The following is a 12609-nucleotide window of genomic DNA, read 5'->3' as shown; positions in this document are numbered from 1 at the left end:
GCCATGACCTCCTCGCTCACGCTCGACGTCCTGAATACTGCCGACCCCGTCCGCTTCGTCCAGTTCCTGGACGGGCTGTACGAGCACAGCCCCTGGGTGCTGGAGCGGGCCGCCGCGCGGCGGCCGTTCGCCTCGGCCGCCGCGCTCAAGTACGCGCTGGCGCAGACCGTGCGGCAGGCCAGCCGGGACGAACAGCTGGCGCTGATCCGTGCCCATCCCGAGCTGGCCGGCCGCGCCGCCGTGGCGGGCCAGCTGACCGAGGATTCGGCCGGCGAACAGGCGCGCGCCGGACTCACCCAGTGTTCGCCCGAGGAGTTCGAACTGCTGCAGCAATTGAACGCGGCCTACAACAGCCGCTTCGGATTCCCGTTCATCATCGCCGTGCGGGGGCCCACCGGCGCCGGCCTGAGCCGCTACGACATCATCGCCGCCCTGGAGCGCCGGCTGCGCCACGCGCCCGACCAGGAGTTCGCCGAAGCCCTGCGGCAAATCGACCGGATCGCCGAGATCCGTCTGGCGGACCGGCTCTCGCTCGCCCGGCCCTATGGCGATGCCGTCATGGACTGGGCCGAGACGCTGGCCAGCTACTCCGATTCCCCCGACCATCTGACCTGCACCTACCTGTCCGCCGCCCACCGCGCGGTGGCGGCCCGCCTCCAGAGCTGGATGCTAGAAGCCGGGTTCGACTCCGTCTACCAGGACGCGGCCGGCAACGTCGTGGGCCGCTACCGTGCCGCTCCCACCGTGGCCGAGCCGCAGCTGGTGGCCACCGGCAGCCATTACGACACGGTCCGCAACGGCGGAAAATACGACGGCCGCCTGGGAGTCCTGCTGCCCATCGCCGTCGTGGCCGACCTGAAACGGCGCAACCGCCGCCTGCCCTTCGACCTGGACGTGGTGGCCTTCGCCGAGGAGGAAGGCGTGCGCTACGGCAGCACCTTCCTGGGTTCGTCGGCCTACATCGGCCGCTTCGACCCCAGCGTGCTGGATGCGCTGGACGCCTCCGACATCAGCATGCGCGAGGCCATGCAGCTCGCGGGCCTCGATCCGGAACAACTGGGCAAGGCGGCGGCCGAGGCGGCGCGCCTGCGGCACTACTTCGAGATCCACATCGAACAGGGGCCGGTGCTGCTGGAACGCAACCTGCCGGTGGGCGTGGTCACCTCCATCGCCGGCAGCGTGCGGCGGCTCATGACCCTGGGCGGCGTCGCCAGCCACGCCGGCACCACACCCATGGACATGCGCCGCGACGCCGCCTGCGCCGCGGCCGAGATCGTGCTGGCGGTGGAACGGCGCTGCGCGCAGGTGCCGTCGCTGGTCGGCACGGTGGGGATATTGAACGTGCCCCACGGCTCGATAAACGTCATTCCCGGCGCCTGCACCCTGTCGCTGGACCTGCGCGCCGCCGACAACGCCGTGCGCGACGCGGCGCTGGCCGACATCGAGCGGGAGATATCGGCCATCTGCTCGCGGCGCGGCATCACGGTCACGACCGAGGAACTGATGCGCGCCGCCGCCGCGCCCTGCGCCCGGGAGCAGATGGCCATGTGGTCGCGCGCCATCGCCGAACGCGGCCTGCCCGCCTTCGAACTGCCGTCGGGCGCCGGCCACGATGCGATGAAGCTGGCCGAGGCCACGTCCATCACCATGCTGTTCACCCGCTGCGGCAACGGCGGCATCAGCCACAACCCGCTGGAGACCATGACGGCCGACGATGCCCAGCTGGCCGGCGAACTGATGCTGGACTTTCTGGAACAGATGGCGGCGGCCCTCAGCCGCTGACCAGGCGCGCCAACACCGGCGCACCGTCGACGAACACCATCAGCTCGCCCGGTTCGAAGCGGCGCCAGACTTCGTTCGTGGTCAGGGGCTCGGTCACGATGACCGCGACCCGGTCGTCAGGCGTGGCCACCTGGGCGAAATCCACGCTGACCTCGTCGTCCGACAGGCTGGCGGTGGCGAAGGGGTGCTGGCGCACCAGGTAGTGCAGGCGCGTGGAGCAATGGACGTACAGCGCCTCGCCGTCCGACAGCATGAAATTGAAGGTGCCGTGCTGGGCGACCCCGGCGCTCAGCTCGCCCAGCGCATCGGACAGGGCCTCGACGCCCGGGTGGCAGGCGAAGCGCGCCCGCAGGGATTGCAGCATCCAGCAGAAGGCCCGCTCGCTGTCCGTGTCGCCCACCGGCCGGTAGGGGCCGTCCAGCGTGGGAAGATAGTTCACCAGGTCGCCGTTGTGCGCGAACACCCAGTAGCGCCCCCACAGTTCGCGTACGAACGGATGGCAGTTCTCCAGCGCGACGCGCCCCACCGTCGCCTTGCGGATGTGCGCGATCACGTTCCGCGACTTGATCGGATAGTGCCGGATCAGGTCCGCCACCGGAGACAGCAGGGCCGGTTCGTGGTCCACGAAGTGGCGCACTCCCGCTCCCTCGAAGAAGGCGATGCCCCAGCCGTCGACGTGCTCGCCGGTGCGGCCGGCCCGTGTGGCGAAGCCGGTGAAGCTGAACACGATGTCGGTCGGCGTGTTGCCGTTCATGCCTAGCAATTGGCACATGGGGAACCTTCGCGGTGCAGGAAAGCAGGCATGGATCCTGCTTTTGATACGGGTGGAAACCGATGCGCCCCAATCTGGGGAAACGCCGCACCAATGCGGGTTTACCTCGCATTGTTGAGGCGCAAAACCGGGATGTATTCTCCCCACAAAACCCAGGACGGCACAACCGTCCCCCACTCACCTGAGGAAACCCCCAGCATGAAGACGACACTTCGCACTCCGGGTCGCCGTGCCGTGCTCGCCGGCCTGGCGCTGTCCCTGGCCACGGCATGGGCCGCTCCCGCCGCCCACGCCCAGGATACCAAGATACGCTTCCAGCTCGACTGGCGGTTCGAGGGGCCGAGTGCGATTTTCCTGGTCGCGGCCAAGAAGGGGTATTTCAAGCAGGAGAAGCTGGACGTGACCATCGACGCCGGCAGCGGCTCGGGCGCGGCGGTGAACCGGGTGGCCTCGGGTTCGTACGAAATGGGTTTCGCCGACCTGGCAGCGCTGATGGAATTCCAGGGTAACAATCCCGGCGCTCCCAACCAGCCCACCGGCGTCATGATGATCTACAACAACACGCCGGCGGCGGTGTTCTCGCTCAAGAAAAGCGGCATCAAGACACCCAAGGACCTCGAAGGCAGGAAGCTCGGCTCTCCCTCGTTCGACGGCGGCCGCCGCTCCTTCCCCATCTTCGCCCAGGCCAACAAGATCGACGACGCCAAGGTCACCTGGGTCAGCATGGACCCCGCCCTGCGCGAGACCATGCTGGCGCGCGGCGACGTCGACGCCATCACCGGCTTCTACTTCACCTCGCTGCTGAACCTGAACGCGCGCGGCGTCAAGGACCAGGACATCGCCATCATGTCCTATCCCGAATACGGCGTGAAGCTGTACGGCAACGCCATCATCGCCGACCGCAACTTCGCCAGGAACCACCCCGAGGCCGTCAAGGGCTTCCTGCGCGCGGTGGCCAAGGCCACGCGCGACGTGCTGGCCGACCCCGCCGCCTCGATCGCCACCGTCAAGGAACGCGACGGCATCATCGATGCACCGCTGGAGCTCAAGCGCCTGCGGCTGGCGATCCAGACCGCCATCGACACGCCCGACGCGCGCGCCGACGGATTCGGCGATATCGACCCCGCCCGCATGGCGCTGATGGCCGCCCAGGTCACCCGCACCTACGGCACCAAGACCTCGGTCAATCCCGAGGCGGCGTTCGACCGTTCGTTCCTGCCGGAGAAATCGTTGACGGCTTCCGTGCTTCGCGGCAAGTGACATGGCGGCCTTCGTCGATTTCCAGCGGGTCTCGCTGGCCTACACCGCCGCGCTGGAGCGGGCGGGCGAATACGCGGTCGAGGACATCAGCCTCTCGATGGACAAGGGCGAGTTCGTCGCCATCGTCGGCCCTTCGGGTTGCGGCAAGTCCACCTTCATGAAGCTGACGACCGGCCTGAAATCGCCCACCCGCGGCACCGTGACCGTGGGCGGCGCCAAGGTCACCGGGCCCCTCAAGATCGTGGGCATGGCGTTCCAGGCCCCCAACCTGCTGCCCTGGCGCACCACGCTCGACAACATCCTGCTGCCGCTGGAGATCGTCGAGCCCTATCGTTCCAGCTTCCGGGCCCGCCGCGCCGAATACACCGAACGCGCGCGGGCGCTGCTGGCGACCGTCGGGCTGGACGGCTACGAGCACAAGTTTCCCTGGGAGCTGTCAGGCGGCATGCAGCAGCGCGCGTCGCTGTGCCGGGCGCTCATCCACGAACCCGAGATGCTCATGCTGGACGAGCCCTTCGGCGCGCTGGACGCGTTCACGCGCGAGGAGTTGTGGTGCGTGCTGCGCGATCTCTGGAGCGCCCGCCGCTTCAACGTGGTGCTGGTCACCCACGACCTGCGCGAAGCCGTGTTCCTGGCCGACACGGTGTACGTGATGAGCAAGCGCCCCGGCCGCATCCTGTCCCGCCGGGACATCGAGCTGCCGCGCCCCCGGGAACTCGAGACCACCTATTCCGACGACTTCAACGCCCTGGTGCTCGAACTGCGCACCCAGATCGGACATTGAGCCTCCACCCGCCGACTCGCCCGATGAACAACAAATTCGCCGAACGTCTTGCCCCGATCGCCTTGCTGGTCGCCGTCATCATCCTCTGGGAAATCATCTGCCGGGTCTTCGAGGTCTCGGAATTCATCTTTCCCAGCCCCTCCCAGATCCTGCAGGCCACCATCGACTACGCGCCCGTGATCGCGATGCATGCCTGGCGCACCTTCTGGGTCACGATGGCGGGCTTCGGCATCTCCATCGCGGTGGGCGTGGTCCTGGGCTTCGTCATCGGCAGCTCGCGGCTCGCCTACACGGCCGTCTATCCCCTGATGACGGCCTTCAACGCGTTGCCCAAGGCGGCGTTCGTGCCCGTGCTGGTGGTGTGGTTCGGCATCGGTATCGGCCCCGCCGTGCTGACGGCCTTCCTGATCTCGTTCTTTCCCATCATGGTCAACATCGCCACCGGGCTCGCCACGCTCGAACCCGAACTCGAGGACGTGCTGCGGGTGCTGGGCGCCAAGCGCATGGACGTGCTGCTCAAGGTCGGACTTCCCCGGTCGCTGCCGTATTTCTATGCGTCGCTGAAGGTCGCGATCACGCTGGCCTTCGTCGGCTCGACGGTGTCCGAGATGGCCGCCTCGAACGAGGGGATCGGCTACCTGCTGGTATCGGCCGGCTCGGCCATGAAAATGCCGCTGGCCTTCTCCGGCCTGATGGTGATAGGCGTGATGGCCATGGCCATGTACGAGCTGTTCGCGCTGGTGGAAAAACGCACCACGGCCTGGGCCCACCGGGGCAACCAGGGCACTTGAGGCCATGCCGGCGGCCCCGTCTCCGAATTGAGACGTGCTGTAAGTATCGCTACATAATCCGGCCGATGCGGAGGGCGCGCGCACGGACGTGCATACTATGAGGGTTCGCTCCCTTCGACCTCGAACCAGGTGCACCTCCCGAGTCCCGCGTCCGGCAAGGACATTCCGGCCGCGCGCGCGAGCGGGTCCACCCGCCCGCCGCACGCCATCCAGCCCCACGGCTTCCTGCTCGTGCTCGACCGTGCCCGCGGCACGATCCTGCAGGCCAGCGCATCCGTACGGCAACACCTGAACGCACCGCCCGCCGAGCTGCTGGGCCAGAGGCTGGCCTACCTGGTGCACCCCGCCGACGGCCGCTTCCACGAACGGCTGCGCGCGGCGACCCAGGCCGAGCGCATTCCCCACCATCTGGGCACCGTGGCCTTCGTCGCCGTGGGCGGCCGCTTCGACCTAATGGTCCACCGGCACGGCGAGTCCATCGTGGCCGCGTTCGAACCCGCGGCGCCGCAGGTCCGGCCGTCCGACCTGGGGGGGTTCGTCGACCAGGCGCAGCGCTGCCAGACCGCCGACGAGCTATGCGAGCTGGCGGTCGAACGGATCCGCAGGATGACCGGCTTCGGGCGCGTGGTTTCCCTGGAACTCGACCCCGACGGCCACGGCCGTGTCAATGCCGAACGCCGCGGCCGCGGCTATGCCTCGCTGCTGGGCCGGCATTTTCCGGCCGTGGGGCAGCCGCCCCTGGCTCGCCCCGACGCCCGGGCTCAGGGCCTGAACTACATTCCCGACACCGATAGCGAGCCTTCGCTCCTGGAGCCGGCCCGCCACCCCCGCACGGGCGCGTGCACGGACCTGAGCCTGGCGAGCCTGCGCGCGGCACCACCCACACTGCTGCATTGCCTGGAAGACGTAGGAGCCCGCGCGGCGATGTCGCTGCCGCTGATGTCGCAGGGCCGGCTCTGGGGCATGATCGCGTGCCACCATGCCCAGCCCCGGACCATGCCGCAGGCCGTACGCTCCCAATGCGACCTGCTCGCGCAGGTCGTCGCGCTGCAGATCGAGGCTCGCCAGGCCCAGGCCGAGGCGGACCGGCGGCACGAATTGCAGCGCCTGACGGGCATGCTGCTGGCCGCGATGTCGCGGCACGACAGCGTGCCCGCCGGGCTGGCCAGCGTACCGGAGGCCCTGCTCGAGTTCGCGGACGCCACCGGCGCGGCCATCGTGCATGGCAACGAATGCCAGACCTTCGGCCAGGCTCCCAGCCGCCGGGTCGTGCAGGCCCTGTCGGCCCGGCTTGCGCGCACGGGCGGCACGGGGCTCTTCCATACAGCCAGCCTGCCCGGCGAGGCCCCCGAGTTCGCTTCGCTGCGGGACGTGGCCTGCGGCGTGCTGGCGCTGCCGATCTCGGAACTGCATGCCAACTACGTGCTCTGGTTCCGGCCGGAATGGACGCGCGGCCGCGCCCGTCCCTGGCAGGCGTGCGAGCTGGAAAGCGCGGCGGAACTGCGCACCGCCATCACCGGCATCGTGCTGCGCAAGGCCGAGGAGCTGGCAGGCCTGGCCGACGAACTCGGCCGCATCAACCAGGAACTCGAGGCCTTCTCGTACAGCGTGTCGCACGACCTGCGCGCGCCGTTGCGCCATATCGCGGGCTACGCCGACCTGCTGCGCGAATACGAGGGGCCTCGCCTGTCTGACCGGGGCGCGCGCTACCTCGACAACATCGGCGATTCGGCCCGCTTCGCCGGCAGGCTGGTCGACGCGCTGCTGACCTTCTCGCAGATGGGCCGCTCGGCCCTGCGGCCCTCGCAAATCGATCTGTCGCAGGCGCTCGAGCAGATACGCCGGGAACTCGCCCCCGACCTGGACGGCCGACAGGTGGACTGGATCATGGGCGAGCTGCCGTCCGTCCACGCAGACGCCGCCTACATGCACCTGGCGCTGCGCAATCTGTTGTCCAACGCCATCAAGTACACGCGCGGCCGCGATCCCGCGGTCATCGAGATCGGCGCCTGGCCTCGGCATGGGGGCCACGTCATCTACGTGCGCGACAATGGTGTGGGTTTCGACATGAAATATGTCGGCAAACTATTCGGCGTATTCCAGCGGCTGCATCGCATGGAAGAATTCGAGGGCACCGGCATAGGCCTGGCCAACGTCCGCCGCATCGTCGAACGCCACGGCGGCCGCGTGTGGGCCGAAGGCACTCCCGGCCAGGGGGCGACCTTCTACGTGTTCCTGCCCGGCGCCCAACCCCCTGCCGCAACCGCGGCCGACATGAAGGAGTGAGATCCCCGTCATGCTCAAGCCCATTCTGTTGGTCGAAGACAGTCCCCAGGACCTCGAATTGACCCTGATCGCGCTCGAGAGAAGCCAGCTCGCCAACGACGTGGTGGTGGCGCGCGATGGCGAGGAGGCGGCCGATTACCTGTGCCGCCGCGGGCACCATCAGGACAGGCCGGTCGGCAACCCCGCGGTCATCCTGCTGGATCTGAAGCTGCCCAAGATGGATGGACTGGAACTGCTCCAGTTCATACGCGGGGATCGCGGGCTACAGAACGTTCCCGTGGTCATGCTGACCTCGTCCAGCGAGGAAAGCGACCTCGTTCGCGCCTATGACCTGGGCGTCAACGCCTACGTGGTCAAACCGGTGAATTTTCCGGATTTCGTGCGCGCGATCGGGGAACTGGGCGTATTCTGGGCAGTGTTGAACGAGCCCCCTCCAGGCTCTCTGCGACGCACCGCCGCCCGCAGCAACCGCGATTCCCGGAGCCAGCCAACGTGAACCCGTCTCCCATGCGCGTCCTGCTTGCCGAGGACGATCCTCACGACGCGGAACTGACACTGGAACGCCTGTCGAGCTCGGGGCTCGATGTGGAGAGCGTCATCGTCAACAACGAAGCCGACTTCACCCGGGCCCTGGACGCCGGCAACTTCGATCTCGTGCTGTCCGACTTCCACATGCCGGGCTTTCCCGGCAGCGAGGCGCTGCGGATCGCGCGCAGCCACCCCACGGCCCTGCCCTTTATCTTCGTCTCGGGTGTCCTGGGAGAGGAACACGCGGTCGACATGCTCAAAGAAGGCGCGACCGACTACGTGCTCAAGCAACGCCTGGAGCGCCTGCCCATCGTCGTGAGGCGGGCGCTGGATGAAGCCCGGGAGCGGCGGTCCCGGCACGATGCCGAGCGCCGGCTGCGCGAGAGCGAAACCTATTTCGGCCAGTTGATAGATGCGCTGCGGGACTACTCGGTGGCCACGCTGTCGCTGGAAGGTACGATAGAGAGCTGGAACCGCGCGTCGGAATGGCTGTTCGGCTATCCGGCCGAAGAGGTGATCGGGCGCCCGGGCGACATGTTCAATCTCCCGCCCGAGCCAGGCCAGCCCGAGCCCGTGCCGCTACGCCAGCAGCTCGCCGACATCGGCACCGGCAACAGCCTGGCCGAGGAACGATGGCTGATGCGCAAGAACGGCGCCACGTTCTATGCCTCGGTCGTGACGACCGCCATTTTCGGCAATGGCGGCGCCGTGCGCGGCTTCTCGCGCATCGTGCGCGACATGACCGACAGCCGGGTCGCGGCCGATCTGCTGCAGGTGGCCAAGGAACAGGCCGAGGCCGCCAACCGCGCCAAGGACCGCTTCCTGGCCGTGCTGTCGCACGAGCTGCGCACGCCGCTGGGCCCGATCTACGCGGCGGCGCAGGCGCTGGACCTGCGCCAGGACCTGTCCCCCGAATGCCGCCGCAGCGTCGAACTCATCAAGCGCAACGTCGAGGTCGAGGCACGCCTGATCGACGACCTGCTCGACATCTCCAAGATCGTCAACGACAAGCTCAGCCTGCGCCTCGAACCCACCGACCTGGTCGGCATCCTGAACGGGATCGCCGAGATCTTCCGCGAGGAAGCGGCCGCGCGGCACATCGAGCTGCACTACACGCCGCTGCCCTATCCGGTCATCGTGCAGGCCGACCCGGCCCGCTTGCAGCAGATCGTCTGGAACCTGCTGAAGAACGCCATCAAGTTCACGCCGCGCGGCGGCGAAATACGCGTGACCGTGTATCAGCCGATACCCGGCAAGATCGCCGTCGACGTCTCGGACACCGGCATCGGGATTCCCCCGCAGGCGCTCAAGCGCATCTTCGACGCCTTCGACCAGGGCGAGGAAGATGCCGCCCAGTCGCGCGGCGGCCTGGGGCTGGGGCTGGCCATCGCCAGTTCCCTGGCGCAGCGCCATGGCGGCACCCTGAGCGTGCGCAGCGACGGCCAGGGCAAGGGCACGACCTTCACGCTGACGCTGGACGATCCGGCCAGCGGGGCTCCGGACGCCCCGGTCGAGCAAGCGCAGCCAGTCTCCGCGCCGCTGGTCCGCCCCGCCAGCATCCTGCTGGTGGAGGACAACGTCGATACCGCCGAAGCCATGCAGTTCCTGCTGAGCGAATACGGCTACGAGGTCGAGGTCGCGGAAAACGTGGCGGCAGCCTGCCGCTGCGTCGACGCCAAGCGCTACGACGTCCTGGTCAGCGACATGGGACTGCCCGACGGCGATGGCATCGACGTGCTGCGGCACTATGCCCCCCAGCCCGACCAGATCGCGGTCGCGCTCACGGGCTACGGCATGGAGTCCGACGTGCGCCGCTGCCTGGATGCCGGGTTCGCCTTTCACCTGACCAAGCCGCTGGATATCGATCAGTTGATCCGCGTCCTGCAACGCGAACCTCAGGGTTGATGCGCCGGCCCCTCCGGTTTTTAAGAATAGGCTAAAATCGGGCGCAAATTATTTACTAATTTGCATAAATCGCCCGGCCTCCCATGGACCGCTTCAAGCAGATCGAATCCTTCGTCTCGGCCGTCGTGCGCGGAAGCCTGTCGGCCGCGGCACGCAGCGAAGGAGTCGCTCCCGCCGTCATCGGCAGGCGCATCGACGCGCTGGAAGCCAGGCTGGGCGTCAAGCTGCTGATCCGTACCACGCGCAAGATCTCGCTCAGCGCCGAGGGCACGGAATTCTTCGAGGAATGCCAGCAGATCCTGCAGTCGCTCGAGAACGCCGAAAACAGCGTGGCGGCGGGCGGCGAACATCCCAAGGGGCACTTCCGCGTCACGGCCCCGGGCGGATTCGGCCGGCGCCACGTGGCGCCCCTGCTGCCCCGGCTGCTGGACGCCTATCCCGGCATCACGGTGACGCTGGACCTGAGCGACCGGCTGGTGGACCTGGTCAACGAAGGCTATGACTGCGCCATCCGGATCGGCGATCTGGCCGACTCCAGCATGGTCAGCGTGCGCCTGGCCGACAACCGCCGGATGGTGGTCGCCTCGCCCGCCTACCTGCGCCGGCACGGCACGCCCGAACACCCCGCCGACCTGGCGCGCCACAACTGCCTGTCCTTCGGCACCGGCGTCAACCAGGCACGCGGCTGGCTCTTCACCATCGATGGCAAGACGACGCCGCAGCGCATATCGGGTACGCTGGAATGCACCGACGGCGCCGTGCTCCATGCCTGGACTCTGGACGGGCGGGGACTGGCATGGCGATCGCTGTGGGAAATCGAGGACGACCTGAAGGAAGGCCGCCTGGTGACGGTGCTGGACCAGTTCGCCGCGCCCCCCAACGCCATCTATGCCGTGTATCCTCAGCGCAAGCACCTGCCGCTGCGCGTCCGGGTATTCATCGACATGCTGCGGCAGAGCTACGCCAAGCGCCTGCCTTAGGGCAGACGCCGCCCAGGCCGCTGCGGCCGGCCCAGAACAAAGACCAGCCATGACCAAACGCATTCCGCTTACCCTCGACTCCATACGCTGCTCGACCTGCGGGCTGGGGCAGTTCTGCCTGCCCGTCGGCATGGCCGCCGAGGATGCCGGGCGAATGGACGAACTGGTGCAGCAGCGCGTGCGGCTCGCCCGGGGCGAATCCCTCTTTCGCTTCGAGGACGGCCTGGACGCCGTCTATGGCATCCGCTTCGGCACCCTGAAGACCTATCTGGAACTGGCGGACGGCCGCCAGCAGATCACCGGCTTTCACCTGCCCGGCGAAATCGTCGGGCTGGACGGACTGGGCCGCAACAGCCATGCTTCGACCGCCATCGCGCTGGAAGACAGCGAGGTCTGCGTGATCCCGGTGCGCGACCTGTCCTCGCTGGCCAACCACCTGCCCTCGCTGCAACGCCAGCTCATGCGGCTGATGAGTCGCGAGATCGAACAAGACCAGCAGATGCTGCTGTCCCTGGGTACCATGCGCGCCGAGGAACGGCTGGCCGTCTTCCTGGTCAGCCTGTCGGAGCGCCTGGCCGCGCGCGGCTATTCCTCGTCCGCGTTCGTGCTGCGTATGAGCCGCGAGGAAATCGGCAACTTCCTGGGACTGACCCTCGAGACCGTCAGCCGTCTGTTCTCGCGTTTCGCCAAGTCCGGCGTGCTGCGCATCCAGCAGAAGCAGGTCGAGATCGTGGACATGGCGGCGCTGCGGCGCCTGGCCGGCCCCCATTGCTAGCAGGATACCGATGACCACCTCTCCCCAGGCGGGCGCCAACGCCCCCATGTTCGCCCAGGCCCGCGCGCTGGACCCGCAACGGCATGCCCACCTGCGGCTCGACCGCCAGGCCGGCTACGCCTTCTCGCGCGGCCAGACCGCCGTGCCGCTGGTGGCGACGGAGTTCGCGATGGCGGCGCGGGACCTGCCCATCGTGTTCGCCGGCGAAGAACAGATGCCCATGGCGGTACTGGGCCTGCGCAGCGCGCAGAACCTCCTGGTGGATGCCGCCGGGCGGTGGCGGCCCAACCGCTACATTCCCGCCCATTTGCGGCGCTATCCGTTCATCCTGCAGGAAGACCCGGCCAGCCAGCGCTACGCGCTGTGCGTGGACGAGGATGCCGCCCACCTGCGCAGTGCCGCCGACGACGCCCAGCCCCTGTTCGAGGATGGCCAACCCTCTCCTGTCGTCGGGGAAATGCTGCAATTCCTGGGGGAACTCCAGGCCGGGCTCGCGATGACCCGCGACTACGTCGCGGCCCTGCGGGCCGAGAACCTGCTGATCCCGCGCCAGGTGGCCGTGGACCTGCAAGGCGGCGAGCGCGTCACGCTGGACGGCTTCCTGGTGGTGGACGAGACCCGCTTCGACCAGTTGCCCGACGCCACGGTCACCGCGTGGATGCGCAAGGGCTGGCTGGCCATGACCTACTTCCATCTGCAATCGCGGCTGAACTGGGGCCACCTGGTCGCGCTGGCGCAATAGCCGC

11 protein-coding genes are annotated in these 12609 nt (G+C 68.1%); 10 read left to right on the top strand and 1 reads right to left on the bottom strand.

Features of this window, described 5'->3' with window-relative positions:
- The first annotated feature begins 3 nt into the window (after positions 1-3).
- The gene (uraD, locus tag N5K27_RS06330) at positions 4-1782 is read left to right on the top strand and encodes a 2-oxo-4-hydroxy-4-carboxy-5-ureidoimidazoline decarboxylase (RefSeq protein WP_279815263.1); all 1779 of its coding nucleotides are present in this window, start codon (positions 4-6) and stop codon (positions 1780-1782) included.
- Here the strand turns inward: uraD and N5K27_RS06325 are convergent.
- Positions 1772-2554: a class II glutamine amidotransferase gene (locus N5K27_RS06325; protein ID WP_279815261.1), complete on the bottom strand. Its 783-nt coding sequence runs from the start codon at positions 2552-2554 to the stop codon at positions 1772-1774. The two genes, uraD and N5K27_RS06325, sit on opposite strands and share 11 nt — an antisense overlap.
- A gap of 198 nt (positions 2555-2752) precedes the next feature.
- Between N5K27_RS06325 and N5K27_RS06320 the strand changes: the two genes are divergently transcribed.
- The 9 genes from N5K27_RS06320 (at position 2753) to N5K27_RS06280 (ending at position 12605) form a co-directional block, all read left to right on the top strand.
- Entirely contained in the window at positions 2753-3814 is a 1062-nt protein-coding gene (locus N5K27_RS06320; RefSeq protein WP_087840593.1) for an ABC transporter substrate-binding protein, read from the top strand.
- Between the two features lies 1 nt (position 3815).
- Positions 3816-4598, top strand: a complete 783-nt coding sequence (locus N5K27_RS06315; protein WP_087840592.1) for an ABC transporter ATP-binding protein — start codon at positions 3816-3818, stop codon at positions 4596-4598.
- 23 nt (positions 4599-4621) lie between these two features.
- Positions 4622-5389: an ABC transporter permease gene (locus tag N5K27_RS06310; protein ID WP_087840590.1), complete on the top strand. Its 768-nt coding sequence runs from the start codon at positions 4622-4624 to the stop codon at positions 5387-5389.
- Positions 5390-5518: 129 nt separating this feature from the next.
- Positions 5519-7675 carry an ATP-binding protein gene (locus N5K27_RS06305; protein ID WP_279815257.1) on the top strand — a complete coding sequence of 719 codons (2157 nt, stop codon included), beginning with the start codon at positions 5519-5521 and terminating at the stop codon, positions 7673-7675.
- A 10-nt stretch (positions 7676-7685) separates the two neighbouring features.
- Positions 7686-8171, top strand: coding sequence for a response regulator (locus N5K27_RS06300; protein ID WP_087840589.1), 486 nt, complete (start codon positions 7686-7688; stop codon positions 8169-8171).
- Positions 8168-10108: a response regulator gene (locus N5K27_RS06295; RefSeq protein WP_279815254.1), complete on the top strand. Its 1941-nt coding sequence runs from the start codon at positions 8168-8170 to the stop codon at positions 10106-10108. Before N5K27_RS06300 ends, N5K27_RS06295 begins: the two co-directional genes overlap by 4 nt.
- An 83-nt stretch (positions 10109-10191) precedes the next feature.
- Positions 10192-11088 (top strand): LysR family transcriptional regulator, encoded by an 897-nt coding sequence (locus N5K27_RS06290; protein ID WP_087840585.1) that lies wholly within the window; start codon positions 10192-10194, stop codon positions 11086-11088.
- Between the two features lie 49 nt (positions 11089-11137).
- Positions 11138-11863: a fumarate/nitrate reduction transcriptional regulator Fnr gene (gene fnr, locus N5K27_RS06285; protein WP_087840583.1), complete on the top strand. Its 726-nt coding sequence runs from the start codon at positions 11138-11140 to the stop codon at positions 11861-11863.
- A 10-nt stretch (positions 11864-11873) separates the two neighbouring features.
- The gene (locus N5K27_RS06280; RefSeq protein ID WP_087840582.1) at positions 11874-12605 is read left to right on the top strand and encodes a SapC family protein; all 732 of its coding nucleotides are present in this window, start codon (positions 11874-11876) and stop codon (positions 12603-12605) included.
- Positions 12606-12609 lie beyond the last annotated feature (4 nt).

The organism is Pigmentiphaga sp. GD03639 (assembly GCF_029845405.1).
GTDB classification, from domain to species: domain Bacteria; phylum Pseudomonadota; class Gammaproteobacteria; order Burkholderiales; family Burkholderiaceae_B; genus Pigmentiphaga; species Pigmentiphaga daeguensis.
This window is presented reverse-complemented; position numbering and strand designations above follow the sequence as displayed.

Coding starts and splice junctions, on each gene's coding strand:
- N5K27_RS06325 (WP_279815261.1), bottom strand. CDS start 2,554: ATGTGCCAATTGCTAGGCATGAACGGCAACACGCCGACCGACATCGTG.
- N5K27_RS06290 (WP_087840585.1), top strand. CDS start 10,192: ATGGACCGCTTCAAGCAGATCGAATCCTTCGTCTCGGCCGTCGTGCGC.
- N5K27_RS06310 (WP_087840590.1), top strand. CDS start 4,622: ATGAACAACAAATTCGCCGAACGTCTTGCCCCGATCGCCTTGCTGGTC.
- N5K27_RS06280 (WP_087840582.1), top strand. CDS start 11,874: ATGACCACCTCTCCCCAGGCGGGCGCCAACGCCCCCATGTTCGCCCAG.
- N5K27_RS06315 (WP_087840592.1), top strand. CDS start 3,816: ATGGCGGCCTTCGTCGATTTCCAGCGGGTCTCGCTGGCCTACACCGCC.
- N5K27_RS06320 (WP_087840593.1), top strand. CDS start 2,753: ATGAAGACGACACTTCGCACTCCGGGTCGCCGTGCCGTGCTCGCCGGC.
- N5K27_RS06300 (WP_087840589.1), top strand. CDS start 7,686: ATGCTCAAGCCCATTCTGTTGGTCGAAGACAGTCCCCAGGACCTCGAA.
- fnr (WP_087840583.1), top strand. CDS start 11,138: ATGACCAAACGCATTCCGCTTACCCTCGACTCCATACGCTGCTCGACC.
- uraD (WP_279815263.1), top strand. CDS start 4: ATGACCTCCTCGCTCACGCTCGACGTCCTGAATACTGCCGACCCCGTC.